Below are 26,046 nucleotides of genomic sequence, written 5' to 3'. Positions count from 1 at the left end.
TTAACAACATCCAAAACTTTAAATAAGTTTTATAAAATAAAATTATGCTATATTTGCCACAAAAAAAGCCGTATCAGCATAGAATACGGCATTTTTATAACTTTACTGGTTTAACATTTCTACCATAAAAATCATGAGCGTTTCATCATTTCAAAAAACTCGTCATTCGTTTTAGTCATGGCAAGTTTATCAATTAAAAACTCCATTGCATCGATTTCACCCATAGGGTTAAGAATCTTGCGTAAGATCCACATTTTTTGTAGTTCATCTGGTGAAGTCATTAAATCTTCTTTACGCGTACCTGAACGGTTAAAATCAATAGCCGGGAAGACACGACGCTCAGCAATTTTACGAGATAAATGCACTTCCATATTACCCGTACCTTTAAACTCTTCGTAAATGACTTCGTCCATTTTTGACCCCGTGTCAATCAACGCCGTTGCAATAATCGTTAAACTCCCACCCTCTTCGACATTACGAGCAGCACCAAAAAAGCGTTTTGGACGATGTAACGCATTGGCATCTACACCACCGGTTAATACTTTACCGGATGACGGAACTACTGTGTTATAAGCTCGAGCTAAACGCGTAATGGAGTCTAACAAAATAATGACATCTTTTTTATGTTCAACTAAGCGTTTTGCTCGCTCAATAACCATTTCAGCAACTTGAACATGTCTTGCTGCTGGTTCGTCAAAGGTTGATGCTACCACTTCACCCTTAACTAAACGTTGCATTTCGGTAACTTCTTCTGGACGTTCATCAATCATCAATACGACCAGTTCACACTCAGGGTGATTGACTGCTAAGCTTTGAGCAATATTTTGCAACAACATTGTTTTACCCGCTTTCGGCGGAGCAACGATTAAACCACGTTGACCTTTACCAATTGGCGAAGCTAAATCAAGTACTCTGGCGGTGATATCTTCAGTTGATCCATTCCCACGTTCCATACGTAAACGAGAATTAGGATGAAGTGGAGTTAAGTTTTCGAAAAGAATTTTATTGCGGGCATCTTCAGGCTTGTCGTGATTGACTTCATTCACTTTTAACAAAGCAAAATAACGCTCACCTTCCTTAGGCGGTCTGATTTTTCCTGCTATGGTATCACCAGTCCTTAAATTGAATCGTCTAATTTGACTTGGTGAGACATAAATATCATCCGGCCCCGCTAAATAAGAGCTATCAGCTGAGCGTAAAAATCCGAATCCATCTTGCAAAATTTCAAGCACACCATCACCAAAAATATCTTCACCGCTTTTGGCATGTTGTTTAAGGATTGCAAAGATAATGTCTTGTTTTCTAAGACGGGCAAGATTTTCTAGCCCCATTGTTTTTTCACCAAGCGCTACTAGCTCGGAAACAGATGTGTTTTTTAATTCAGTTAAATTCATAATTTTAAAAATTCTTGAGGATAAAATTGATATGTTTGCAATTAATGTTATTTTTGTATATTCGTTTCATTTACTTATAAAAAAATTCTCTCTCTGACAATACACAAATTCAATCTGTTATGAAGCTTTTAATGATAATTTAATATCTGAATATAGAATTTTCACCACTTTATCAAGAAAAACAATGAATTGTAGAAAGGGGTCTTCGTAAGAGCTAGCAATTTACACTAAAAACAGTAATATGTCTATAATAAATTCAGTTTGTTTTAATAAATTTGTAAATATTATTATTACAATAAGTAAATGAGTAAAAGAGTAATACGCAATTTAATTACTCTTTTTATGCTTTAGGTACTAAAATTAATTTATTCGAAAAATCTAAAACAACATTAAAGTTGTTCATCAATGAAACTTTTAAGTTGAGCTTTAGACAATACACCAACTTGAGTTGCAACCACTTGACCATTTTTAAAAATCAATAGTGTTGGGATGCCTCTAATACCAAATTTCGGTGCAATATTTGGGTTTTCTTGCACATCTAATTTTGCAATCACAATTTTATCACTATATTCTTGGGCAACTTCTTCTAAAATTGGGGCTAACATTTTACACGGCCCACACCATTCAGCCCAAAAATCAACCAATACAGGTTTTGTTGCTTCTTTGATTGTATTATCAAAAGTAGTTTCAGAAAGAGAAACAATATTATTGCTCATTTATTTTCTCCAAATATAGAATTACATGGTTTTATATTAGGATATTTTCGTTTTCTTCGCTAGTAATTATTATAATAGGGTATAATTATTAGTGATGACCGTAAGTTTAATATGTTATAATCCCACTATTCCGATAATTAAACTTAAAACCACAATGATTCAATCTTATCTAACAAAAACAACATTTAATCAATTTCCGCTTCATCCATTAGTGATTAAAGCACTTGAGAAAAAAGGGTTTGTTTATTGTACTCCAATTCAAGAACAAGCTTTACCCTTTACAACAAAAGGAATTGATATCGCCGGTCAAGGACAAACTGGAACAGGCAAAACAATGGCGTTTTTGGCATCAACATTTAACTACTTGTTGAATCATCAACCCTTGCCAGATCATAAAGCGAATCAACCTAGGGCTATCATTATTGCCCCAACGCGTGAATTAGTTGTGCAAATTTATCATGATGCAGAGTTATTATCTAAAGAAACCGGGCTAAAATTAGGATTAGCCTATGGTGGTGATGGCTATGATAAACAATTAAAAATGTTATCCGCAGGTGTAGATATTTTAATTGCAACAACAGGTCGCTTAATTGATTATGCTAAACAAAAATATATCAATTTAGAATCAATTCAAGTTGTGGTTCTAGACGAAGCAGATCGTATGTTTGATCTCGGTTTTATTCGAGATGTACGTTGGATTTTTAAACATATGACACCACCCGAAAAACGCTTAACGATGTTATTTTCTGCAACATTAACACATAATGTGCGTGAACTTGCTTTTGAGCATATGAATAATCCTCAATATGTTGAAGTGGAACCAGAACAGAAAATCGGGCATCGTATTAAAGAAGAACTATTTTTCCCTTCCAATGAAGATAAATTAGCTTTATTGCAAACACTTATTGAAGAAGAATGGCCTGAGCGTTGTATCATATTTGCGAATACTAAAATTGCATGTGAAAAAATCTGGCGTCATTTAGTTGCTGATGGTCATCGAGTTGGGTTATTAACGGGTGATATTGCTCAGAAAAAACGTTTATCCATTTTGGAACAATTCACGCGAGGTGATATTGATATTCTCGTTGCAACAGATGTTGCAGCACGGGGATTACATATTCCGAATGTAACACATGTTTTTAACTATGATCTCCCTGATGATTGCGATGATTACCGTCACCGTATTGGTCGTACTGGACGAGCAGGTGCTGAAGGTAATTCAATTTCTTTAGCTTGTGAACGATACTCACAAAATTTGCCAGCCATTGAAAAAGCCATTGCGCATGCAATCCCTGTTAGTCAATATGATCCTTCGGCCTTGTTGACTGACTTACCAGCGCCAAAAGCGTTTAGACGTCCACCTAGAAGAAGATCATCTTCATAACTGATCTTTTGATCATCATAAATATAGTTATCTAAAATTATCATTAAACAGGAATGCCTTTTAGATAACTATAGTGATTATTTTATTTGTGCAATTAACACCCAAAAATGACGATTGAAATGTTAGTCTTTTTTTCGTTGCTTTAAAAAAGCTTGATATGCAGTCTCTATTGCATTTTTAGTCGTTTTTGATAATGATGCAACATGGCATCGATGTAATGAACCATATAAGACAAAAAGAATATTTTTAGAGATTTCAGCTTTTTTAGACTTAATTTTATGATAGGTTTCTAAATAACCTATTTTACGATAAGTCTCGACATCTTTAATTCCAACACTACACAATAATCGTTCTAATGACAATGTCATATTGGGTAGCTCTTTTATTCGATTCGTTTTTATTTCGTTTTTTTCATGTTTTTCTTGTTTAGCATATTCAATTGCCATTTTAGCCAATGAATGTAGTTTTGGCAGATCATTGAGCCACTCATCCTTAACTTTATAATAATCAAGTAATTTGGTTAAAACACCTGATGATAACGTTAGCGGTTGCATACCTTGTTCAATAAAGAATGAACGGTATGATGTATGTCCTCTTAAATAAAAATCCGTTTGACTTATCCATCCAAACATTGTTGTATCGCTACTAATGCTGAACCCACCAAAAAAGGTTTTAATTGAAATGCCACTAAAGCCAGAGAATTTTGTTAATATTTGATTTGCAAAGGTTGAACTCATATTTTATTTCCATTTTTTTACTTAATTCTGTACTAAATCACTTAACCAACTTAATTATCAAATCAAAACTATCGTATTTTACTCAATACTCCAACTAATTTTCGTATCCATTAATCAATATTGCGATCTGTCTTCCATAATTAGACAAAAGTTATTAATTATCGAAAGATTTATTGTTATTACTGACAAATATCAAAAAAAGTGTTGCAATTGTAAATTTTAGGTGTATTTCGCCCCAGAATTCCAAAAGAAAAGTAGCTTAAAGATTGTTATTCTGACTTAATAATTATACAATCTGTTCCAGTAGATTTTATTAAATTCATTTTGTCTTTATCCATTATCATGATTAAAAAAATTTTTGGTTTATTTTCTCTATTTTTTTCGTTTGTGGCATCTGCTGATCGACAACCACTAATAGATTCGTTCGTCCTGTGTAATCCAAATTTTTTCAATACTGTTTATAGCAATAAAGATGAGTTAAAACGTTTTACCAATGTCCAAATTTTTGACGGTAATCTGGCTTATATTCCTGTCACTAATCGATTTGATACGGGTAAAAATTTTATGTATTTTTCGCTGCCTATCAAATACAAAAATTTAACCATAAAAGGTTACTATGACAGTGCAATGGATTTAGGTAAAATTGGCAAATATTATTTTTGGGGATTCATCATTGATAATGATATTAATCAGATCAAAAATACATTAAATTATCTCAACTGGAAAAACATGGAAGATAACCAGCTTTATATTGCCAATCCTAAAATTCGGAGCCTCAATGATGATAATCAAGTTTGGCATACTAATACAGGTACTGTTGTTGGTGTGAAAACGATTCCTGCACCAAATACGATTGAAAAATTGCTATTACTTGAGAAAAACGGCAGTATGACTTTACTTATGTGTTCGATTCAAGGCGCCGTCACATCTGAACTGCTTAGGCGAGAACGCCCTGATATCCAGTAACATTTGATGAATTAAATTGCTAACTCGTCCATTTCACCCGTTCGAATACGTATTACCTGTTCTACGTTATACACAAAAATCTTACCGTCCCCAATTTTTCCTGTTTGTGCGGTTTTCATAATTGTTTCAATACACATTTCCAAAATATCATCAGGAACTATCAGTTCAATTTTTACTTTGGGTAAAAAATCCACCATATATTCAGCACCACGATAAAGCTCGGTATGTCCTTTTTGGCGACCAAAACCTTTAACTTCGGTCACCGTCATACCAGTAATACCTTGATCAGCAAGCGCCTCTCGAATGTCATCTAATTTAAAGGGTTTGATAATCGCTTCAATTTTTTTCATCTCTATTTGCCTTTTATTCGATATTACCAATTCTTAAATCCAAAAGCAGAAGTAATCGGATAGCGTCTGCCTTTACCAAAGTTACGTGCCGTAATTTTAGGCCCAACTGCTGATTGGCGTCGTTTATATTCATTAATATCAACTAATTTTATGACTCGTCTTACTGTTGATTCATCATAGCCTTGCTCAACCAGTTCTGCAACGGAAAGATCCTGCTCAACATAGCCTTTTAAAATACCATCTAAAATATCATAAGGAGGTAAACTATCTTCATCTTTCTGATCAGGTGCAAGTTCGGCAGAAGGCGGACGAGTAATGACACGTTCTGGAATAACATAAGATCGTGTATTTCGATATTTGGATAATGCAAAAACCAAGGTTTTAGGAACATCTTTAAGTACATCAAATCCGCCTGCCATGTCCCCATAAAGCGTGGCATAACCGACCGACATTTCACTTTTATTACCCGTTGTTAACACCAGTCTGCGACGTTTATTAGACAGTGCCATTAAAATGACACCCCGACAACGGGCTTGTAAATTCTCTTCAGTGGTATCTTTTTGTGTACCGGCAAACATTGGACTTAAAGACGACATAAAAGCATCAAACATTGGTTCTATTGATACAATATCAAATTCTACACCTAAAATTTCGGCTTCTTCTTTAGCATCAGCGATACTGATATCAGCAGTATATCGAAACGGCATCATTACCGCTTGTACTTTATCTTTACCTAACGCATCAACCGCAATGGCGAGTGTTAAAGCAGAATCAATCCCTCCTGAAAGCCCTAATACTGCGCCTTGAAAACCATTTTTCGTAATATAATCACGTGTCGCAAGCACTAACGCATCATAAACAGAAGCTAAATCATGATTCTGACGAATTTCCAATGCTGGATGATCGAGACCAAATTCAAAATGAGTAATTTGTTCTTCAAAATGATTAAGTTGACAAACAATCTCACCTTTTTCATTGCAAACAAACGAACCGCCGTCAAAGATTAACTCATCTTGCCCTCCAATTTGATTAACATAAACAATCGGTAGTTGTGTTCGTGTAGCATGATCTTGGATCAATGTTTGACGATTTTTCTGTTTTTGATAATCATAAGGAGAAGCATTTATTGTGATCACCAAATCAACTTTTTGTTCACTAAGCTGATCGATAGGGGCATTTTGCCAAAGATCTTCGCAAATCAATAAACCTAATTTTTTTCCTTTAAAATTTACAATACCGCTCTGATTACCGGCTGTAAAATAACGCTTTTCATCAAAGACATCATAGTTTGGCAACAGCTGCTTATGATAACAAGCCAACAGTTTCCCTTCCGAAAAAAATGAAAGTGAATTATAGATTTCTCCATTTTGCCAGCATGGATGACCGACTATAACAGCACACTGCTTGCTTACATCTTGAATAGACAATAACGCTTTTTGGCAACGAGCTTTAAAATCGGAGCGGAAAATAAGATCCTCTGGTGGATAACCACATAAAGCCAGTTCAGAGAATATAATCAGGTCGTGGCATGAATGGCACTTGATCAGTTCAATAATCTGCTCAGTATTGCCTTCTATATCACCCACACGCCAATTTTTTTGTGCTAAAACAATAGATATAGCCATATAAAATTTAATTTCATAAAACAAAATTGCCGATAAGTTTAAATGATTCTATGTTGCACTGCCACATTTTTATCGCTAACATGCAACATTAACTCGACTTGAACTTGTTTGGAAATAATTATGCAAAAAATTCTAAATGTGGCACTAGCAAAACGTAGCTATCCCATCACTATTGGTGAAAATCTTCTTAATGAATTTGAACATTTTAAACTTCAAGCAGGTCAACGGGTAATGATTGCAACAAATGAAACGATTGCACCACTTTATTTGCAAAATCTAATCGACATGCTTAAAACGCATGGCATTGAAACGGATTGTGTTATTGTTCCTGACGGTGAACAATACAAAACGATGGAAACATGGAACAAGATGTTAACGGCGTTACTTGCCAATAACCATACCCGTAATTCAATCCTGATTGCATTAGGTGGTGGCGTGATTGGTGATGTAGCAGGATTTGCAGCTTCAGCTTATCAACGTGGTATTAAATTCATCCAAGTACCCACGACGTTACTTTCCCAAGTTGATTCATCGGTAGGCGGTAAAACCGCGATTAATCACCCATTGGGCAAAAATATGATCGGCGCATTTTATCAGCCGCAAGCAGTTGTCATTGATCTTCATTGTCTAAAAACGCTACCACAGCGTGAACTTTCGGCAGGTTTAGCAGAAGTGATTAAGTATGGCATTATTTTAGATAGTGATTTTTTTAATTGGTTAGAGCTGCATATTAATGATTTACTCAATTTAGATGTAAATGCACTAAGTTACTGTATTTATCGCTGCTGTGAGCTTAAAGCCCAAGTGGTAGCCGCAGATGAAACTGAGCAAGATATGCGAGCAATACTAAACCTTGGTCATACATATGGACATGCGATCGAAGCCGAACTCGGCTATGGCAATTGGTTACATGGTGAAGCTGTCAGTGTGGGAATGGTCATGGCTGCGCATACTGCATCCATACTGGGTAAACTTTCAGTGACAGAAGTCGATCGCATTAAAAATTTACTCATAAAAGCCAATCTACCCGTTGTTAGACCAACACAAATGTCGATTGAATCTTATATACCACACATGCTCCGTGACAAAAAAGTTTTATCAGGCAAACTGAGATTAGTGATTCCAACCCAGATTGGTCATGCTGAAATGATTGATGGAATTGATAAAAATGTAGTCATACAATCGATAGCGCGAACTTAAATTGAACTAATTCACTAATAGTGACGTTTTTATCGTTATCAATCCAAGTACGGATAATATTGAGCGATTAAGTCACTATCAGGTTTTATTAGCGTCTATTTATAAAAATGAGATTTATTACCGAATATGTTCCCTCTTAAAATTTATTAATATAAATGAAATATCACTCCCTTCCTGCAATTATTCAAACCATTAACAGCAGGTTTTAAAGCCTGTGTCATTACACGTATATCGATTAATCTATATAGATTGTAAAAAATTAATTACAGTTAAAATAATATTATCGATCTATTCATTGTAATCTATAAAAAACAGATAATTTATAGATACAACACATAAAACAATCTTTATTATTTAAGATTTAAAAAATTTGGTTTACTACATTGTATTTTTGTGTTTACATATTGTCCGTTTATGTAATAAATATTTTACATATAAAATATTTAAATGACTCTCATAAGGAATGCAAAATGTTAAAAGATACACTCAATAATGTCCGAATTCGAGATGAGCACATGTTAATTACCCCTGAAGAAATAAAAGCGCTTTACCCTTTATCACCTGAGTTAGAAACCCAAATTGCATCATCACGTCAAACCATAGTTGATATTTTAGAACGCCGAGATCACCGCTTATTAATTGTATGCGGCCCTTGCTCTATACATGATACTGATGCTGCCATTGAATATGCACAAAAGTTAAAAAAACTAGCTGACGAAGTTAAAGATAATCTATTTATTGTTATGCGTGTCTATTTTGAAAAACCAAGAACCACTGTTGGTTGGAAAGGTATGATCAATGATCCGCATATGGATAGTTCGTTCGATATTGAATTTGGTCTAAAAAAAGCACGTAAATTATTGCTTGATATCGTCAAAATTGGGTTACCAATCGCGACCGAAGCACTCGATCCCAACACACCGCAATATATTGGTGATTTAATTAGTTGGGCTGCAATTGGGGCAAGAACAACAGAATCACAAACTCATCGTGAAATGGCATCGGGTCTTTCAATGCCTGTTGGTTTTAAAAATGGGACTGATGGTAGCTTAGATGTCGCTATAAATGCGATGAAATCGGCTTCTATGGCACACCGTTTTGTCGGGATTAATCAGCAAGGACAAGTTACCGTACTTCAAACACTGGGCAATCCAAATGGACATGTCATTTTACGAGGTGGTAAAGCACCTAATTTTGATGCTGAAAATGTTGCACTCTGTGAGATCCAAATGCAAAAAGCAGGCTTACTACCTAATCTTATGATTGATTGCAGCCATGCTAATTCTAATAAAGATTATCGAAATCAACCCATTGTTGCTAACTCAATTATTGACCAAATTGAACAGGGTAATAACGCTATTATTGGCGTGATGATTGAAAGTAATTTAAACGAAGGCAATCAATCTTCTGAGCAACCAAAAGAAAACTTTAAATATGGTGTATCGGTGACGGATGCTTGTATTAATTGGGAAACAACCGATCAGCTGTTACGAAAAATGAATACCCTGTTAGGGAAACCATTACTTAATCGACAAAAACAGTCACCGCAATCATAATTATGCTAGTTTAGATTAAATGCTATCGCCGACAATTTGCCGGCGATTTTTTTAGCCTAGTTGCTTACGTGCATTACGGAAAATACGCATCCAAGGACTATCTTCTCCCCAATTTTCGGGATGCCATGAATTGGTTACCGTTCGAAATACTCGTTCAGGGTGCGGCATCATAATCGTTGCTCGACCATCTTGTGATGTGACAGCAGTTATTCCATTTGGTGAACCGTTGGGATTAGCCGGATATTGCTCGGTCACTTGTCCAAAATGATCGATATAACGAACAGCAATTAAACCTGATGCTTCTAACGCATTTAGATGCGCTTGATCACGCGTTTCGACTTGTCCTTCACCATGTGAAACTGCGATTGGCATATGCGAACCTGCCATATCACTTAATAGTAAAGAAGGGCTTTGTTGAATTTGTACCAAGCTAAAGCGAGCTTCAAAACGTTCCGATACATTACGAACAAAACGAGGCCATAATTCTGCACCAGGAATCAAATCCTTCAAATTTGACATCATTTGACAACCATTACAGACGCCTAATGATAAAGTGTTATCACGTTGAAAGAATGTTTCAAACTCTTGTCGAACTTTTTCGTTAAACAATATTGATTTCGCCCAACCTTCACCTGCACCTAAAACATCACCATAAGAGAAACCACCACAAGCAACCAATGTACTAAATTGACTCAATGATACACGACCTTTTAATAAATCCGTCATATGTACATCAATGGCATCAAACCCCGCTCTGTCAAATGCAGCAGCCATCTCAACATGGGAATTAACGCCCTGTTCACGTAAAATGGCGACTTTGGGTTTAACGCCTTTAACTATATAAGGAGCAGCAATATCATTCTGAGGATCAAAGGTAAGTTTTACATTTAAACCAGGATCACTTTCGTTTTGTTTCGCTTGATGTTCTTGATCTGCACATTGTGGATTATCACGTAGACGTTGCATCTGCCAGGTGGTTTCAGCCCACCATGTTCGTAACGTGGTACGTGATTCACTGTAAACTACAGCTGAGTTGTTGCGAATAATAAATTGTTGCCCCGTCTTTGCTTCACCAAGCACATGAACGGTATGTGACAATCCATATTGATTAAAACATGCCGTGACACTTTCCAGATGCTCGTTTGCCACCTGAATGACAGCACCCAGTTCTTCATTAAACAGGGTGGCAATCATATCGTGACCTAATGCTGCAATATCAACATCAATCCCACAATGACCGGCAAAAGCCATTTCAGCTAATGTGATAATTAATCCGCCATCTGAGCGATCATGGTAAGCAAGTAACGCATCTTGATTGATAAGCGTTTGGATAGCCCGATAAAAAGCTAAAAGCTCTTTAGCATCATGTACATCAGCTGTTTTTTGCCCTAAGTGACGATAAACCTGTGCCAATGCAGTCGCACCCAGTGCTTGATGACCTTTGGAAAGATCAACAAGTAATAAAGTATTATCAACATCAACTCGTAATTGGGGAGTTACTGTTTTACGGATATCTTCAACACGAGCAAAAGCCGAAATGACTAACGATAATGGTGAGGTTACCGATTGTTGTTCACCATTTTGTTGCCATGTGGTTTTCATCGACATGGAGTCTTTACCAACTGGAATGGCCAACCCTAATATTGGGCATAATTCTTCACCAATCGCTTTTACGGCATGATAAAGTCCAGCATCTTCACCTGGGTGGCCTGCTGCAGCCATCCAGTTAGCTGAAAGCTTAATTCGCTTGATATCGCCAATGTTAGTTGCCGCTATATTGGTAATGGCTTCACCCACGGCAAGTCTTGCCGAGGCAGCAAAGTTAAGTAAAGCAACCGGTGCCCGTTCCCCCATTGACATGGCTTCACCATAATAACTATCTAAACTCGCCGTTGTCACAGCACAATCAGCGACCGGTACTTGCCATGGTCCAATCATTTGGTCTCGTGCAACCATACCAGTAACAGTGCGATCACCGATAGTAATTAAAAACGTTTTTTCAGCAACGGTCGGTAAATGTAAAACCCGTTTAACCGCATCATATAAATTGATATCAGCCGTTGAAAAATTATCGCCATGTGCTTGTTGTGTTTTGACTTCTCTTAACATTTTAGGTGTTTTACCCAATAAAACATCTAAAGGTAAATCGATCGGATTATTATTAAAATACTCATCATGTAGTGTCACCGTTTTATCAAACGTAGCTTCACCAATTACCGCATACGGTGCGCGTTCACGTTGACAAAGTTCATCAAATACATCAAGACTATCTGGGTGAATGGCGAGAACATAACGTTCTTGTGATTCATTACACCAAATCTCTAGCGGTGACATTCCGGGTTCATCACTTAAAATTTTCCGTAATTCAAATTGACCACCACAGCCACCATCACTGACCAGCTCTGGCATCGCATTTGATAGACCACCAGCCCCTACATCGTGAATAAATAAAATAGGATTATTTTTGCCAAGTTGCCAACACCGATCGATGACTTCCTGACAACGACGCTCCATTTCGGGATTATCACGCTGCACTGACGCAAAATCTAAATCTGCATCAGATTGTCCCGATGTCATTGATGATGCCGCACCTCCTCCTAAACCAATATTCATTGCCGGCCCACCTAACACAATTAACTTAGAACCAGCAGGAAACTCACCTTTTTGAATATGTTCTCGACGAATATTGCCCATGCCTCCAGCAAGCATTATTGGTTTATGATAACCACGAAGCTCATAACCATTATGGCTATTAACGTATTCTTCATAGGTACGAAAATACCCCAATAGCGCAGGGCGACCAAACTCATTATTAAATGCAGCACCACCTAATGGGCCATCGAGCATAATATCTAACGCACTGACAATTCGGTCAGGTTTACCAAAATCGTGTTCCCACGGTTGCTCAAAATGGGGGATACGCAAATTGGAAACCGAAAACCCAACTAGACCCGCTTTGGGTTTTGCGCCTCGTCCGGTTGCGCCTTCATCACGAATTTCCCCCCCACTACCCGTTGCTGCGCCTGGCCAAGGTGATATCGCTGTGGGATGATTATGTGTTTCAACCTTCATCAAGATATCAGCATATTCCTGATGATAACCGTAAGTTTGATTATCGCTATCAGCAAAAAAACGTCCAACTTGAGAGCCATCCATCACCGCCGCATTATCTTTATATGCAGAAGAAACATAATCGGGTGTCTTTTCATAAGTATTTTTAATCATTTTAAACAGCGATTTAGGCTGTTTTTCACCATCTATAACCCAATCGGCATTAAAAATTTTGTGTCGACAATGTTCTGAATTTGCTTGGGCAAACATATAAAGCTCGACATCCGTTGGATTACGATTGAGTTTTTGGAAGTTTTCAATTAAATAATCTATTTCATCTGACGCTAACGCTAAGCCTAATTTAATATTTGCTGCTTCTAATGCCTTACGCCCCTGACCTAACAAATCAATAGTAGTCACAGGAACAGGTTGTTCGACTTTAAATAACTGTTCTGCTTGTTCCAGACAAATCAAAACTGTTTCCATCATTCGATCATGAATGAATGCCAAAAAATCATTTTTTTGTATATCAGTCAACGGTGAACTCGTTTGAATATAATAAGCAATGCCTCGCTCAATGCGTTGAATTTGTCGTAAACCACAATTATGCGCTATATCGGTGGCTTTTGATGACCATGGTGAAATTGTCCCTATTCTTGGTATAACTAAAAAAAGCGTTTTGTTTGATTTGTTCGAAATAGTGATTTGAGCCGATTTCGGCCCGTATTGTAATAATTTCTCAAGGGTTAGCTGCTGGGCAGAAGTTAATTCACCTTTCAAATCAATAAAATGCAAATATTGTGCTTCAACACTCATAATAGGGATAGATTGTTCAGAACAAGCAGAGAGAAGTTTATGAATACGAAATGCAGATACAGCAGAAGAACCAGCTAAAATTTTCATGCTAATTACTCTTTTTAAGCCAAAAACAGGTAAAAAATAGAGCAATAGTATAAAAGAAAGTAAACAATGTGGCTATCTTTAAAACATTTATTGTGTTGTAATTCACCTTGTTATTTGTTATCGATTACATATAATATACCGTAACTAATAAAAAAATATCTCAGAAATATAAGAAATATGATAAGCACATTTACAATACTATTGATTTTCGTTCTACTGATTTCAATAGTGATAATAATCAGTTTATGTTTAAATTCAACCTTAGACAATTTACAATCTCAAATTAATGAGCTAACAAAAAAAATTCAACGTTATGAATTAACAGAAAACAATACTAAGTCGGTAGAATCTGATCTTGTTCATGCCAACCTCAAAGCCACTATTGAACAGGATGTAAAAATCGCTGAAAAAAAACCTGAATATGTTGAGCAATCAGAAAACACCAATGATTTACAACAACTAACCAATATTCAACCGGTAACGTCAATCCAAACATCACAACATCAACCATGGGAAAGCTCGCCATCAAAAAATCAATCAACCAAACAAGGCAAAAACCCCAGTGTTTACAATTCGTTTTTTACCTGGCTTTTTCAAGGCAATTTGATAGCTAAAGTTGGCATTATTATCCTATTTTTTGGTCTTTCATATTTATTTAAGCATAGTATTGAAAATCAATTAATCTTACCTAATGTTCGTATTTTTGGTGCACTGATCTTAGGTTTAGTATTATTTGTGTTTGGTTGGTATTTACGCACAAAAAAACGGATATATGCCCTAATATTACAAGGCGGTTCTGTAGGTATTTTATATTTAACTATATTTGCAGCCTGTAAACTTTATGCACTTATTCCATTCTTAGTTGCTATTATTTTATTAATCACCCTTTGTTCAGTGAGCGTTTTATTCGCTGTTTTACAACGCGCAATGAGTTTGGCAATTATTGCCAGTATTGGTGGCTATTTAGCCCCGATATTGTTATCAACAAATTCAGATAATCACATTACATTATTCAGTTATTATTCCGTCATTTCGAGTGCAATTTTAGTAATTAGTATTTGGCAATCATGGCGAATACTTAACTTAATAGGATTTGTATTTACTTTTGTAATTACCGCATCATGGGGAATAATTAATTTTCGCCCAGAATTCTATACTGAATGCCAGTTTTTTATCATCGTTAACATGATAACCTATGGCATTTTAGCTACCTCATTAGCAGGTCATAAAACTAATAAAAAAAATCATCCACATATTATTGATATTATTTTATTTTTTGGCACCCCTATAACTGCCTTTATGTTGCAATATGCTATTATGCGACAATGGTCGCTTGGACCGACATTTTCTTCGTTAGGATTTGGAATATTCTATTTAACAATATTTTTTATCACGTTACATTATAATCGATTTACATCAAGAACAAGTTCATTGTTTGGTATTGCAATAGGACTCTCTTTTATTACATTAGCGATTGCTCTTTGGTTTAATCTTGAATGGACAGTATTAATTTGGTTGTTTGAAGGCACTGCATTAAGTTGGGTAATGCTCAATAACAGACAGTTCAAATTTGCCATGCTAGGGGCATTCATTAATACATTTAGTTTGCTATACTTTTGTTATAATTTGCCTAATTTAGTCTTTACCGTCACAGAAAATATATTCTTTTTAGGATTGATTAGCCTGATTTTACTGATTAATGCTCTTATTTGGCACTATTACTGTAATCAAAATAATTGGGGTAACATTTTCAAAATCGTATTTTTTGTATTGGCTAGCCACGCTTGGGTAATCTGGATTCTATATAGCATTACAAGAATTGACCAAATAGCACATAAACTACCAATTTTACTTTTAGCTTTCCTAATTGCTACATGGGTCTGGTATTACATCGGTCAAAAACTAAAATGGACTATGCTCAAATTTGCTGTTTTACTGCTCTGGCCGATCATGTTATTTTTACGATTAATCAATGAAAAATTCTTATTTGATACTAATTTATTGACGACTAACTGGAACATGGTTTGGGCAATCGCCTTTTTGAGTTGCTATTTTTATTTGTATATTATCAAAGACAGATTAATTAAGGCTCAAAATTATTTTTATTTAATCCTGCATATTAGTTTGTTTTTGATGACTTTAGATTGGTTATTCTTTGAAATTAAGAATAGTTTAAGTTTATTACCACTAAGCTTAGAGACTATTCAATACTGTACATTATTCTTCCTGGATAGCGGTATTGTATTATTATTTTATCTTCTTGTTAAAAAAAGATTATTAACTCATTTTGCGATTAGTAAAACTTATTGGTTAATAGGTTTAGCCCCTATCATAATTTATTTATTTGTGAAATTATTCATATTTATCTTTTATAGTGGTCAAATAATCAATTGGCCTTATATACCAATATTTAATCCGCTTGAATTGAGTGCAATTTTTGCCTTACTCATGATTCGAATTTGGATAAAATTCAGCGCTTATTTCATACAATTTGATGATCAGAAAATTAGTCTGTCTAACATTAATCAAAAATTGCCTAATTTTGCTACCATACTATTAATTGTCATGGCTTGTTTATGGACCAACAGTATGATTTTGAGATGCTTAAGTCAATGGCTTGATATACCTTGGTCGTTTTATCAATTATGGAATTCCAAAATCATTCAAGCAACAATTTCACTTATATGGACGCTTGTTGCCGTTGTCTTAGTCACTATTGGTCATCGTTATCAACAACGTATTACATGGTTTACAGGAGTAACACTCCAAACTATTGTCGTAATCAAGTTAATTTTGATTGATAGCATTGAACTTGAGGGATTATTGAAAGCATTTGCATTTATTGCTATAGCAATACTGATGCTAATCATCGGTTATTTAGCACCATTACCGCCAAAAATAAAGGTTGAAAATAATGAGGCTAATAAATAGTAAATTACATATTTCACATAGGGTTAACTAACCCTATGTGTTAGATTATTATTTTTATTTATGGCTATTTCTTATTATGAATATAAAATAAAGTATAAAAATTAAGTTATTTATAATGATTAAAAAACAAAATTTAATCAAATTAATCGCTTCAATTATTAAAAATACTGATTTGTTTAATAAATTAATCTCAGTATATTGACTTAATGATTAATCAGTTTTATCGAAACGGAATTTAATATGATACTTGCAATTGATGTTTACTATATCGATACTCGAGCAAAAACAGTGGGTGTGTTATTTAATCATTGGTGCGATTCAAAATCTGATATTCAAAGCTTAATTACTGACTATCAAGATAATGTTGCACCTTATCAATCTGGTCAATTTTATCAACGTGAATTACCTTGCATTTTATCCCTGCTCAATAAAGTTGATCTTAATAAAATTTCAACAATTATCATTGATGGTTATGTGCATTTAAATGAAGGTAAAATAGGTTTGGGTGGGCATTTATATAATGCTTTAAATAAAAAAGTACCTATTATCGGCGTGGCTAAAAAACCTTTTGCAGGCAATAGTGACTATTTAATGGAAGTTGTCCGAGGTCATAGTAAACACCCGCTTTATGTAACCTCAGTTGGTGTAGCACTAACGAGTGCTGCTAAAAACATACAATCAATGGCCGGTAAATACCGAATGCCAGATATTCTCAGCTATTTAGATCAACAAACAAAATTGTTTAAAATCGGTGAGTAATCACATTTAAAAAGTGATTTGCCGACATCATGTCGGCAAATCTGGTTAATTTAAGCTTCGTTCCAACTATCTCTTAACCCAACCGTTCGGTTGAATACTAAATTGTCATTGGTTGCATATTTACTATCTAAACAGAAGTATCCTTCACGTTCAAATTGATAAGCATGTCCAACTTCAGCATTTTGTAAACTTGGCTCAACAAAACCCTGTTTAACAATTAAAGAGCTTGGGTTAATGGTTGATAAAAAGTCGTCTGCTGCCCCAGGATTAGGCGTATTAAATAAACGATCATAAAGGCGAATTTCTGCTGGTTTAGCAAATTTGGCTGAAACCCAATGAATAACGCCTTTAATTTTGCGTCCATCTTCCGGATTTTTATTTAAAGTGGCAGGGTCATAACTACAATAAATCGTTTGAATATTGCCTTGTGAATCCTTTTCAATCCGATCAGCACGAATGACATAAGCATTTCGTAAGCGCACTTCTTTACCCAATACTAAACGTTTGTAATTTTTGTTAGCTTCTTCTCTAAAATCAGCACGATCGATATACAGCTCACGAGTGAATGGCACTTCACGATGACCAAGTTCAGGACGATTTGGGTGATTAGGCACGTTGAGAACTTCATCAATTGTTTCAGAATAGTTTTCAATTACCACTTTAACAGGATCAAGAACAGCCATCGCTCGCGGCGCGTTTTCGTTAAGATCTTCACGGATACAAAATTCAAGCGTACTCATCTCTACCGTGTTTTCTTGTTTCGTCACACCAATTCGACGGCAAAATTCTCGAATTGAAGCAGGCGTATAACCTCGACGACGGAGACCCGAAATAGTTGGCATCCGAGGATCATTCCAACCATCAACAATTTTTTCTGATACGAGTAAATTTAATTTCCGTTTAGAGGTAATAGCATACTCTAAATTTAATCGAGAAAACTCATATTGATGTGGGCGAGCTTCAATCGTTATGTTATCTAATACCCAGTCATATAAACGACGATTGTCTTGAAATTCAAGCGTACAGAGTGAGTGAGTAATATTTTCAATCGCATCAGATATACAGTGGGTAAAATCGTACATTGGATAAATACACCATTTATTGCCTGTTTGGTGATGTTCTGCAAATTTAATACGATATAACACCGGGTCACGCATAACAATGAAAGGTGAAGCCATATCAATTTTTGCTCTTAAACATGCTTTACCTTCAGCAAATTTACCTTCTTTCATTTGAATAAATAATGCTAAATTTTCATCAATGCTACGATCACGATAAGGACTATTTTTACCCGGTTCTTTCAACGTGCCACGATATTCACGAATTTCATCAGGCGAAAGCTCATCAACATAGGCTAATCCTTTATTGATTAACTCAATCGCATATTCATATAATCGGTCAAAATAATCAGATGAGTAACAAATTTCACCATCCCACTCAAACCCTAACCAACGAACATCTTCTTTTATCGATTCAACATATTCGACATCTTCTTTAACAGGATTAGTATCATCAAAACGTAAATTACATTTACCTTGATAATCCTGAGCAATCCCAAAATTTAAGCAAATTGATTTGGCATGACCAATATGCAAATAACCATTTGGTTCTGGAGGAAAACGTGTATGCGTCGTTTTATATTTTCCTGCTGCAAGATCAGCATCGATAATTTGACGTATAAAGTTAGTTGGACGTGTCTCTGTCTCGGTCGGTAGTGAACCGCTCATAAAAACCTCTGATTGTTGTTAACTAATACAAACTTTTAACTATTAGTTTGGTTACTTATCTCATTTGACTTGAGAATATAACAAATTTTTTGTTTTTCTGAAATGAAAAAACAGCATGATTTGAATTGATATGCTTTTCTGTTTTCTAAAAACGAATTCCCAATAAAATTATTCTTCACCAGACTTTATTGAAACAACAAATCTTGCACCGCCTAAAGGGCTAGTGACAACAAATGCTTTCCCATTATGAAACTCTGCCATTAATTTTACATAAGCTAATCCAAGACCATATCCACCTGTTGAACGAGTTCGACTGGTATCAAGCCTTGCAAAAGGCATAAAAATTTTTTCACGTGCATCAAACGGGATACCGGGACCATCGTCATCAATCTCTATAATAACTCGATTGTTCTGTTTTGTAATATTTAAAACCGCTTTATGCGTTGCATATTTGAACTCATTAAGTAATAAATTCTTAACAATGGTTTCAACCAGATTAGTATCAATAAGCGCTTTTACGTCTTGACTGTGACAAACTAACTCAAATCCTTTAGGTTTGAATAATTCGAGTGATTGACAAACTTTTTCCGCCCACTGCTTGAGTGATACCGACGTTAAATTTAACTCAATATTACTTTGCTGCATTTTAAAGTAACTTAAACTGGCATTAATGAGCGTTTCAAGTTCATTAATATCATCGCTCATTCCTTTTTGCAGCAATAACTTTTCTTGTACATCATCACATTCTTCAAGCATACTGAGCTCAAAACGCATACGAGCCAGTGGCGTACGAAGTTCATGCGCCATTGCATGCGAAATGGTTTGATTAGTGCTAACTAAATGCTCAATATGTGTTCCCATATTATTTAACACATTTGCTAACGGTTTAAATAACCAGCCTTTAACATTTTCAGTGCGCGCTTTAAGGTTTCCTTGACCAAGCTGTTCGGCTGTCTGTCTAATGCTAACCAAATCCTTCCAAACAGCACTAAACGCAAAATAGATTAAAATAAAAAAGACAATTGCACTAAAAAGCGCCCAAATAACGAGAAAAACACTTAAAGACATCGTGTTTGATTCTAGAATATCCCGCATCATAATAGGGCCTAACTGAAGAAGATGCCCCTCTTTTAAATCAATATAGACCACTTCTTTGTCACCATCATAGGCAAATCCAAGTTCTGCTAGCTCTTTATTGATGGAATGGGGTAACGAAGTATGACTCGGTAAAACTTCAATTGGATACCCAAAATAGGGTTGCAGTTCATCAACCACTTCTTGCAGAGGACGATCTTTATTCTCATTAATTTGCATTCGAATCAGATTAACCGTACCTCGTTGTGATTCACGAAAGACAATGTGGTCATCAGGGATATCCGTTAATGAAGAAGGCAAAGAATCAAAAACGAGTAATGCACCATAGGCAATAATACATTGTAGCGAAAGTAAGATAACCAGATAAAACACAATCCGACGATTAAAAAACAGCGGTTTTGCTAATAATTGTCTCAATGATTATCCCCTTCTCTCATAAATAGATAACCCTTCCCACGAACCGTTTTAATGCGTGAAGGGTTATCAGGATCATCAAGTAACTTGCGTCGTAATCGAGAAATACGAGCATCGATAGAACGATCCGTTCCATCAAAATCTATACCTCGAACTTGAGAAAAAATATCATCACGAGATAAAATTTTACCTGCATTATTCGCCAACAACCAAAGTAGATCGAACTCTGCTGTGGTGAGATCGATTTCTTGACCTTCAAGTAATACTTTTCGATTTTCATCATCGATAATCAGATTATCAAAAATCAACGTTTTATTATTCGTTGCCGTGACGGGATCTTTATTTACTTCTTTCTCGGATTCAATTTGCTTTCGTCTTAATAAAGCTCGAATGCGTGCCAATAATAACCTTGGCTCGACTGGTTTTGCCAGATAGTCATCTGCTCCTAATTCCAAACCGACAATTTCGTCAATATTATCTTCGCTAGCCGTCATGATAAGAATATAATTTGTAAACCATGTCCGTATATCTCGACAGATATCAAAACCAGATTTTTCGGGAAGCATCACATCTAAAATAACCAAATCGGGATTTATTTCTTGAATTTTTTCTTCTGCACCTTCACCACTATTATGCCAATCAACAAGATATCCTTGGCGAACCAGATAAACTTTTATTAAATTAGCTAACCTTTGATCATCTTCAATGATTAAAATACGTTCACTCATCTTAGGTTCTCATTACCGTAAATTGTGCTAAAAGAATCCTTATTATACAGACAATTTTAACTTCGTTACAAAATATATACAAAGAGCCTACAATGTTCAAAGCGACTCTGTGAGAAAATTTGCGCCAATATATATAAATAGACTATTTTTATTTCAAATATGAATACTTTTTCATCAATTACTAGTCATCTATATACACCATCTTATACACAACATCAAACTCCTATTGTTTTGTGTGACTTCGATGGCACCATAAGTGTCAAAGATGTGACAGATACATTGCTGAGTCATTTTGGTCAAGATGGTTGTGATGAGCTTGAAGAGTTATGGGTTAACGGTAAAATTGGCTCCCAAGAGTGCATGAGTAAACAAATTGCCTTAATGGATGCCAGTTTAGATGAACTCAATCACGTTTTATCACAAATCGAAATTGATTCAACGTTTAAATCATTCATTGATTATACTGAACAGAATAATATCCCAGTTCATATTGTGAGTGATGGGTTAGATTACGCAATTCAATTTGTTTTAAAACGACACGGTATAACACATATCCCGATATATGCCAATAAATTAATGCATGATAATGGGCGTAGTTGGCGTCTTGAGTTTCCTTATGCGAATAAAAACTGTATTAAACAAAGTGGAAATTGCAAATGTAATCATGTTAAAAAACAACAATTCTTTCCACAAATACTGTATGTAGGTGATGGCACATCCGATTATTGTGTATCTCATAATGTGGATTTTGTATTTGCAAAAGACAAATTGATTCAATATTGTGAAACCAACAAGATTGAACACTGTGCTATTCAACGTTTTGCCGATGTCACGACAGCACTGAAAAAGACTCAAGATGCTCTTATCCCTGTCATGATGGTAAAATAATTAGGAATAATAATGAGTACAATTGAAGATTTATCTTATTTTTTACCGGGTAACAAAAATGGTGTACTTTTGATACATGGCTTAACAGGTACACCCAACGAAATGCGTATTTTAGCTAATGGTTTACATAAAGCCGGATTTACCGTGTATGCTATACAATTAGCGGGTCACTGTGGTACTGAAGAGGATCTTTGTAAAACCACTTGGCAAGATTGGTATCAAAGTGTAAAAGATGGTGCTGATTTTTTAGCAAAACATGTTGATAATGTTTTTGTTGCCGGTTTATCCATGGGCGCACTCCTTGCGCTTAAACTTGCATCAGATAGACCAGAGCAAATTAAAGGTGTGGGTGTTTTAGCACCAACTTTTTATTATGATGGTTGGAGCATGCCATTTTGGGCTAAAAAATTCTTTTTCTTGCTGGTGTATTTGAAAAAACTGGGGCTTTTCCAAAAGGTTTCTTTCATCGAAAAGCCACCTTATGGGCTTAAAGATGAGCGGATCCGAGCCGTTGTATCGGAAAGTATGCTGAGTGGTGATGCGGCATCTGCCGGACTTGCTGGAAATCCTTTTCCTGCACTGGCCGAAATGCAATTGTTAGCTAAAAACGTTCGCCAAGCACTACCTAAGGTGACTTCACCGTGTTTGATTATGCATTCCGGTCATGATGACATAGCTGATATTGAAACCAACGCTAAATTAGTTGAGAAACACGTTTCAGGATCAAAAAAATTAGTGGTACTTAATGATAGTTATCATTTAATTACAATTGATAGCCAACGTCGTGAAGTCATTAAAGAGTGCGCATCATTTTTCAATGACATAGCAGAAGGAACCAACACATAATGTCGCTATTAGTGATTATACTTTGGGTTAGTAATATCTGTTTTGATACATTAGGGCAAGTTGCTTTTAAATACGCAGCAACCGCCCCTAATAATCGAGATGGCTGGTATTACTGGGTTGATTTGGCTAAAAATCATTGGATCTGGATTGGTATAATTTCTTACGTTGCAGAATTTTTATTATGGTTAGCATTTTTAACATTGGTTCCGCTTTCTCAAGGGGTGTTGCTGGCATCATTTAATATCATCACCATTATGTTAGTTGGCCGAGTGCTTTTCAAAGAACTATTAACTGTTTACCGACTCATTGGTATGTTACTCATTACTGCTGGCGTAATCTTTGTAGGGATGTCTTAATATGGCTAGATTCTATTTAATCGGTTTTACGGTATTACTTTTTTTCGATACTATTGCACAATGTAGCTTTAAATTAACTGCCATCCATGCCGAACCACTAGCAATGAGTGTTGATTGGTTAGTCAGGGTATTTACTAATCCATGGATATACATCTCTATCGCTGGTTATATTTTAACTTTTTTTACTTGGATGACTTTATTAAAAAAAGCCCCTGTTGGGCCAGCTTTTGCTGCCTCTCACTTTGAAGTTGTCACGGTTATGATAGCTTCGATATGGCTGTTTCATGAACCAATCACATTATATAAGTTAATTGGCACCATTCTTATTGTATCAGGTATCTTATTTTTAGCTTTAGCGGAAAGCCAATTGGCTAAGCAAAACGCTGATAATCATCAATAAAAGTTAATTCAAACTGTAGTTGATTTCTTAAATAATCAGCTACAGCTTCTAAACTTGTCATTATACTGATAAAGCTTTTAATAATGTTAAATTAAGCTGATGTTGTGCTTGTTGCCAATTGTGTAAGTTATCTGCCTCAATAGTGGGTTGTTTATCTAATGAACTCAGCAACCATTTGAACCAATTAGAGGGTTGCCATATTGACAATTCACCAGTGATATCACTTGCCACAATACGTTGCTTTAACGAAGTAATGGTATCAAGCAGATGATAAGTTTGTAATTGACCTTGATCCCAATTAGTGTGAATGACCTTTTCACTTAATACATCTTTATCTATCGATAAATACACAGGTTCGGCGCTATGGTATTGTTCGGATAAGAAACTAGCAATCAGATCATCTGGAGTAGAAAAATGGCGAAAAGCTTGCCCCAAACCTATTTTTTTTGCCCACGATACATTGACATCCAAACTCCAATACGTCAGTTTTTTCTGAAAAAGGGGTTTCCATCTATTTTCCCAAAAATGGGAAAGTCCAATATCATGAGATGTGATACCTAACACATGAACATGACTGACAAAAGGTAAACTTGCCACATAGCTAACCCATGAACCACAATGAATACCAAATAAATAGCGCATATTATCAGGATGATTATCAAACACAATTACTTGGATTGGATTATCGGCGGAATAGTGTTTAGCCAACCGTTCAATAAGCAGCAATGAAATATGGTGATAATCACCACTTCCCATAAAGACTGTACCATAATGTTCAGGTAAGGATTGCTGTAATTCAGCTTTAAATTGGCAGAATTTTTTTTCAGAGCAACCAAAGCGAATCGTATCTTGCCACTGAGTTACATCAATTATTTTAGCATTATTAATCTCGCCTACACTCTGATCGAAATTGAGTATAATAGGATATGTCATGCTACTTTCTCCTTGTCACTTTCAAAATGACCAATCAATTTGCTTAAAATAAATCTTAATAATGGATTACGGATGTAAACCAAATGTTTGGTTAAAGTAAATTGCGCACCTAACGATCGTTTAACCTCAGGATCTGTCCAACCCGCAATATAGTGACTAAATCCTTGCTCAATGGCATATTCCAGATTGAAAAACCAACTAACAAAATAAAGATTAAAGTCACGAGCTTGAGGATAAACCAAGCCAATATATTTATCGACCAACATATTATTTACGACAAAGCAGATATTGTAGCCAATTAGTTCATTATCGTGATAATAGGTAAAAATGCGTGCTTGGATAGATTTACTTTGCAGCAATTGAATAAAAAACGGTTTGGTCAGTAAATCAAAATGAACCTCACTCTGTTGATACACATTGAGGTAAAGTTGGTAATAATGATCTAACACCTCATCATCAAAAAAGCACTCATCACCACTATGCAAAACCTTAATCTCTAATTTTTCGCGAGCTTTTAATTTACGTCTAAAATTCTTGCGACGGCTGGACGAAAATCGTGAAAACACATCATTTAAATCACTAAAATCAATCGGTAACCAAGCTAATGCTTGTCCTTCAACTTCAATAAATCCTCTTGTTTTTAATGCCGAAATAAGCTGGTTTGAATAATGATTGTCTTGTTCGCTAAGTAAAGGCGAGGATAAAGGCAAATCTTTGACAATAACAAAAGGAGACTTTTTTGTATATGCGGTTTTAATGTTATCCGCTAACTGTTCTGCTTCTACCAGATCGGTCAATAGAGCATATTCAGAAACGGTTGTTCCTATAAAACAAGTTTTCGGCTGTAACCAATGTCGCCATTTTTTAAAAAAAGGGAGTTTTTGGATCTTATGCTTAAAATCATCATCAGCAGTAGTTAATAAATCAAACTTTGCAGCAAAAGCAGGCACACTATTTTCACTCAGCCACGCCGTAAAATCTTGCGGTGGATAAGTCAAAAAATTGTCGACTAATTCATTTGGTTCTAGCTGATTGATGTATTTCATAAATATATTTAAACGATTGGCTATCATGTGCAGTCCCGCCA

Annotated in this window: 21 protein-coding genes; 10 read left to right on the top strand and 11 right to left on the bottom strand. The window is 35.5% G+C overall.

Annotated elements, in window-relative coordinates; genetic code table 11:
- Positions 1–131 precede the first annotated feature (131 nt).
- Positions 132–1,394 (bottom strand): transcription termination factor Rho, encoded by a 1,263-nt coding sequence (gene rho / locus J3U36_RS06225; RefSeq protein WP_025314498.1) that lies wholly within the window; start codon positions 1,392–1,394, stop codon positions 132–134.
- A gap of 389 nt (positions 1,395–1,783) precedes the next feature.
- Positions 1,784–2,110: a thioredoxin TrxA gene (trxA, locus tag J3U36_RS06220; RefSeq protein ID WP_267350445.1), complete on the bottom strand. Its 327-nt coding sequence runs from the start codon at positions 2,108–2,110 to the stop codon at positions 1,784–1,786.
- 154 nt (positions 2,111–2,264) lie between these two features.
- On the opposite strand from trxA, the gene rhlB reads away from it, so the two are divergent.
- Positions 2,265–3,494: an ATP-dependent RNA helicase RhlB gene (gene rhlB / locus J3U36_RS06215; RefSeq protein ID WP_267350474.1), complete on the top strand. Its 1,230-nt coding sequence runs from the start codon at positions 2,265–2,267 to the stop codon at positions 3,492–3,494.
- 122 nt (positions 3,495–3,616) lie between these two features.
- Here the strand turns inward: rhlB and J3U36_RS06210 are convergent, their stop codons facing one another.
- Positions 3,617–4,231, bottom strand: coding sequence for a TfoX/Sxy family protein (locus tag J3U36_RS06210; protein WP_267350444.1), 615 nt, complete (start codon positions 4,229–4,231; stop codon positions 3,617–3,619).
- Between the two features lie 342 nt (positions 4,232–4,573).
- Between J3U36_RS06210 and J3U36_RS06205 the strand changes: the two genes are divergently transcribed.
- Positions 4,574–5,197 (top strand): hypothetical protein, encoded by a 624-nt coding sequence (locus J3U36_RS06205; RefSeq protein ID WP_267350443.1) that lies wholly within the window; start codon positions 4,574–4,576, stop codon positions 5,195–5,197.
- A gap of 11 nt (positions 5,198–5,208) precedes the next feature.
- On the opposite strand, the gene glnB is transcribed toward J3U36_RS06205, so the two are convergent.
- Positions 5,209–5,547 carry a nitrogen regulatory protein P-II gene (gene glnB / locus J3U36_RS06200; protein ID WP_065558663.1) on the bottom strand — a complete coding sequence of 113 codons (339 nt, stop codon included), beginning with the start codon at positions 5,545–5,547 and terminating at the stop codon, positions 5,209–5,211.
- Between the two features lie 23 nt (positions 5,548–5,570).
- Positions 5,571–7,172, bottom strand: a complete 1,602-nt coding sequence (locus J3U36_RS06195) for an NAD+ synthase (protein WP_267379829.1) — start codon at positions 7,170–7,172, stop codon at positions 5,571–5,573.
- 120 nt (positions 7,173–7,292) lie between these two features.
- Here J3U36_RS06195 and aroB point away from each other — a divergent pair, with 120 nt between their 5' ends.
- Together aroB and J3U36_RS06185 are read left to right on the top strand one after the other, a co-directional pair.
- The gene (gene aroB / locus J3U36_RS06190; protein WP_267379826.1) at positions 7,293–8,372 is read left to right on the top strand and encodes a 3-dehydroquinate synthase; all 1,080 of its coding nucleotides are present in this window, start codon (positions 7,293–7,295) and stop codon (positions 8,370–8,372) included.
- Positions 8,373–8,842: 470 nt separating this feature from the next.
- Complete coding sequence (locus J3U36_RS06185; RefSeq protein ID WP_267379824.1) at positions 8,843–9,928, top strand: 3-deoxy-7-phosphoheptulonate synthase; 1,086 nt, start codon at positions 8,843–8,845, stop codon at positions 9,926–9,928.
- A gap of 51 nt (positions 9,929–9,979) precedes the next feature.
- Here the strand turns inward: J3U36_RS06185 and purL are convergent, their stop codons facing one another.
- Positions 9,980–13,882: a phosphoribosylformylglycinamidine synthase gene (gene purL / locus J3U36_RS06180; RefSeq protein ID WP_267379821.1), complete on the bottom strand. Its 3,903-nt coding sequence runs from the start codon at positions 13,880–13,882 to the stop codon at positions 9,980–9,982.
- Positions 13,883–14,110: 228 nt separating this feature from the next.
- Between purL and J3U36_RS06175 the strand changes: the two genes are divergently transcribed.
- The gene (locus tag J3U36_RS06175; protein WP_267379818.1) at positions 14,111–16,813 is read left to right on the top strand and encodes a DUF2339 domain-containing protein; all 2,703 of its coding nucleotides are present in this window, start codon (positions 14,111–14,113) and stop codon (positions 16,811–16,813) included.
- A gap of 240 nt (positions 16,814–17,053) precedes the next feature.
- Positions 17,054–17,572, top strand: coding sequence for an endonuclease V (locus tag J3U36_RS06170; RefSeq protein ID WP_267379815.1), 519 nt, complete (start codon positions 17,054–17,056; stop codon positions 17,570–17,572).
- 50 nt (positions 17,573–17,622) lie between these two features.
- Here the strand turns inward: J3U36_RS06170 and glnS are convergent, their stop codons facing one another.
- From glnS to J3U36_RS06155, 3 genes are all read right to left on the bottom strand, one after another.
- Positions 17,623–19,299 carry a glutamine--tRNA ligase gene (gene glnS, locus J3U36_RS06165; protein WP_267379812.1) on the bottom strand — a complete coding sequence of 559 codons (1,677 nt, stop codon included), beginning with the start codon at positions 19,297–19,299 and terminating at the stop codon, positions 17,623–17,625.
- Positions 19,300–19,467: 168 nt separating this feature from the next.
- Positions 19,468–20,811, bottom strand: a complete 1,344-nt coding sequence (locus J3U36_RS06160) for an ATP-binding protein (protein WP_267379809.1) — start codon at positions 20,809–20,811, stop codon at positions 19,468–19,470.
- The gene (locus tag J3U36_RS06155; RefSeq protein ID WP_267350428.1) at positions 20,808–21,536 is read right to left on the bottom strand and encodes a winged helix-turn-helix domain-containing protein; all 729 of its coding nucleotides are present in this window, start codon (positions 21,534–21,536) and stop codon (positions 20,808–20,810) included. Before J3U36_RS06155 ends, J3U36_RS06160 begins: the two co-directional genes overlap by 4 nt.
- 159 nt (positions 21,537–21,695) lie before the next feature.
- On the opposite strand from J3U36_RS06155, the gene J3U36_RS06150 reads away from it, so the two are divergent.
- Genes J3U36_RS06150 through J3U36_RS06135 form a run of 4 tightly spaced genes read left to right on the top strand, consistent with a single transcriptional unit; the run spans position 21,696 to position 24,026 of the window.
- Positions 21,696–22,424, top strand: a complete 729-nt coding sequence (locus tag J3U36_RS06150; RefSeq protein ID WP_081299083.1) for an MtnX-like HAD-IB family phosphatase — start codon at positions 21,696–21,698, stop codon at positions 22,422–22,424.
- Positions 22,425–22,436: 12 nt separating this feature from the next.
- On the top strand, positions 22,437–23,270 hold the full coding sequence (locus J3U36_RS06145) for an alpha/beta hydrolase (RefSeq protein ID WP_267379805.1): 834 nt from the start codon (positions 22,437–22,439) through the stop codon (positions 23,268–23,270).
- The gene (locus J3U36_RS06140; RefSeq protein WP_065558652.1) at positions 23,270–23,626 is read left to right on the top strand and encodes an EamA family transporter; all 357 of its coding nucleotides are present in this window, start codon (positions 23,270–23,272) and stop codon (positions 23,624–23,626) included. The genes J3U36_RS06145 and J3U36_RS06140 overlap by 1 nt, the downstream gene beginning before the upstream one ends.
- A 1-nt stretch (position 23,627) precedes the next feature.
- Complete coding sequence (locus J3U36_RS06135; protein WP_065558651.1) at positions 23,628–24,026, top strand: DMT family transporter; 399 nt, start codon at positions 23,628–23,630, stop codon at positions 24,024–24,026.
- Between the two features lie 60 nt (positions 24,027–24,086).
- Here the strand turns inward: J3U36_RS06135 and J3U36_RS06130 are convergent, their stop codons facing one another.
- Positions 24,087–24,959: an arginase family protein gene (locus J3U36_RS06130; RefSeq protein ID WP_267379801.1), complete on the bottom strand. Its 873-nt coding sequence runs from the start codon at positions 24,957–24,959 to the stop codon at positions 24,087–24,089.
- Positions 24,956–26,032 carry a GNAT family N-acetyltransferase gene (locus tag J3U36_RS06125; protein WP_267379798.1) on the bottom strand — a complete coding sequence of 359 codons (1,077 nt, stop codon included), beginning with the start codon at positions 26,030–26,032 and terminating at the stop codon, positions 24,956–24,958. Before J3U36_RS06125 ends, J3U36_RS06130 begins: the two co-directional genes overlap by 4 nt.
- Between the last annotated feature and the right edge of the window lie 14 nt (positions 26,033–26,046).

It is taken from the genome of Gilliamella sp. B3817 (assembly GCF_026536705.1).
GTDB lineage: Bacteria > Pseudomonadota > Gammaproteobacteria > Enterobacterales > Orbaceae > Gilliamella > Gilliamella apicola_I.
The sequence above is the reverse complement of the archived record's forward strand: the minus strand, read 5'-3'. Positions and strand labels throughout refer to the sequence as shown.

What these genes read in the sequence shown, in the direction of transcription:
- rho (WP_025314498.1), bottom strand. Translation starts at nt 1,394, where the DNA reads ATGAATTTAACTGAATTAAAAAACACATCTGTTTCCGAGCTAGTAGCG.
- trxA (WP_267350445.1), bottom strand. Translation starts at nt 2,110, where the DNA reads ATGAGCAATAATATTGTTTCTCTTTCTGAAACTACTTTTGATAATACA.
- rhlB (WP_267350474.1), top strand. Translation starts at nt 2,265, where the DNA reads ATGATTCAATCTTATCTAACAAAAACAACATTTAATCAATTTCCGCTT.
- J3U36_RS06210 (WP_267350444.1), bottom strand. Translation starts at nt 4,231, where the DNA reads ATGAGTTCAACCTTTGCAAATCAAATATTAACAAAATTCTCTGGCTTT.
- J3U36_RS06205 (WP_267350443.1), top strand. Translation starts at nt 4,574, where the DNA reads ATGATTAAAAAAATTTTTGGTTTATTTTCTCTATTTTTTTCGTTTGTG.
- glnB (WP_065558663.1), bottom strand. Translation starts at nt 5,547, where the DNA reads ATGAAAAAAATTGAAGCGATTATCAAACCCTTTAAATTAGATGACATT.
- J3U36_RS06195 (WP_267379829.1), bottom strand. Translation starts at nt 7,172, where the DNA reads ATGGCTATATCTATTGTTTTAGCACAAAAAAATTGGCGTGTGGGTGAT.
- aroB (WP_267379826.1), top strand. Translation starts at nt 7,293, where the DNA reads ATGCAAAAAATTCTAAATGTGGCACTAGCAAAACGTAGCTATCCCATC.
- J3U36_RS06185 (WP_267379824.1), top strand. Translation starts at nt 8,843, where the DNA reads ATGTTAAAAGATACACTCAATAATGTCCGAATTCGAGATGAGCACATG.
- purL (WP_267379821.1), bottom strand. Translation starts at nt 13,882, where the DNA reads ATGAAAATTTTAGCTGGTTCTTCTGCTGTATCTGCATTTCGTATTCAT.
- J3U36_RS06170 (WP_267379815.1), top strand. Translation starts at nt 17,054, where the DNA reads ATGATACTTGCAATTGATGTTTACTATATCGATACTCGAGCAAAAACA.
- glnS (WP_267379812.1), bottom strand. Translation starts at nt 19,299, where the DNA reads ATGAGCGGTTCACTACCGACCGAGACAGAGACACGTCCAACTAACTTT.
- J3U36_RS06155 (WP_267350428.1), bottom strand. Translation starts at nt 21,536, where the DNA reads ATGAGTGAACGTATTTTAATCATTGAAGATGATCAAAGGTTAGCTAAT.
- J3U36_RS06150 (WP_081299083.1), top strand. Translation starts at nt 21,696, where the DNA reads ATGAATACTTTTTCATCAATTACTAGTCATCTATATACACCATCTTAT.
- J3U36_RS06145 (WP_267379805.1), top strand. Translation starts at nt 22,437, where the DNA reads ATGAGTACAATTGAAGATTTATCTTATTTTTTACCGGGTAACAAAAAT.
- J3U36_RS06140 (WP_065558652.1), top strand. Translation starts at nt 23,270, where the DNA reads ATGTCGCTATTAGTGATTATACTTTGGGTTAGTAATATCTGTTTTGAT.
- J3U36_RS06135 (WP_065558651.1), top strand. Translation starts at nt 23,628, where the DNA reads ATGGCTAGATTCTATTTAATCGGTTTTACGGTATTACTTTTTTTCGAT.
- J3U36_RS06130 (WP_267379801.1), bottom strand. Translation starts at nt 24,959, where the DNA reads ATGACATATCCTATTATACTCAATTTCGATCAGAGTGTAGGCGAGATT.
- J3U36_RS06125 (WP_267379798.1), bottom strand. Translation starts at nt 26,032, where the DNA reads ATGATAGCCAATCGTTTAAATATATTTATGAAATACATCAATCAGCTA.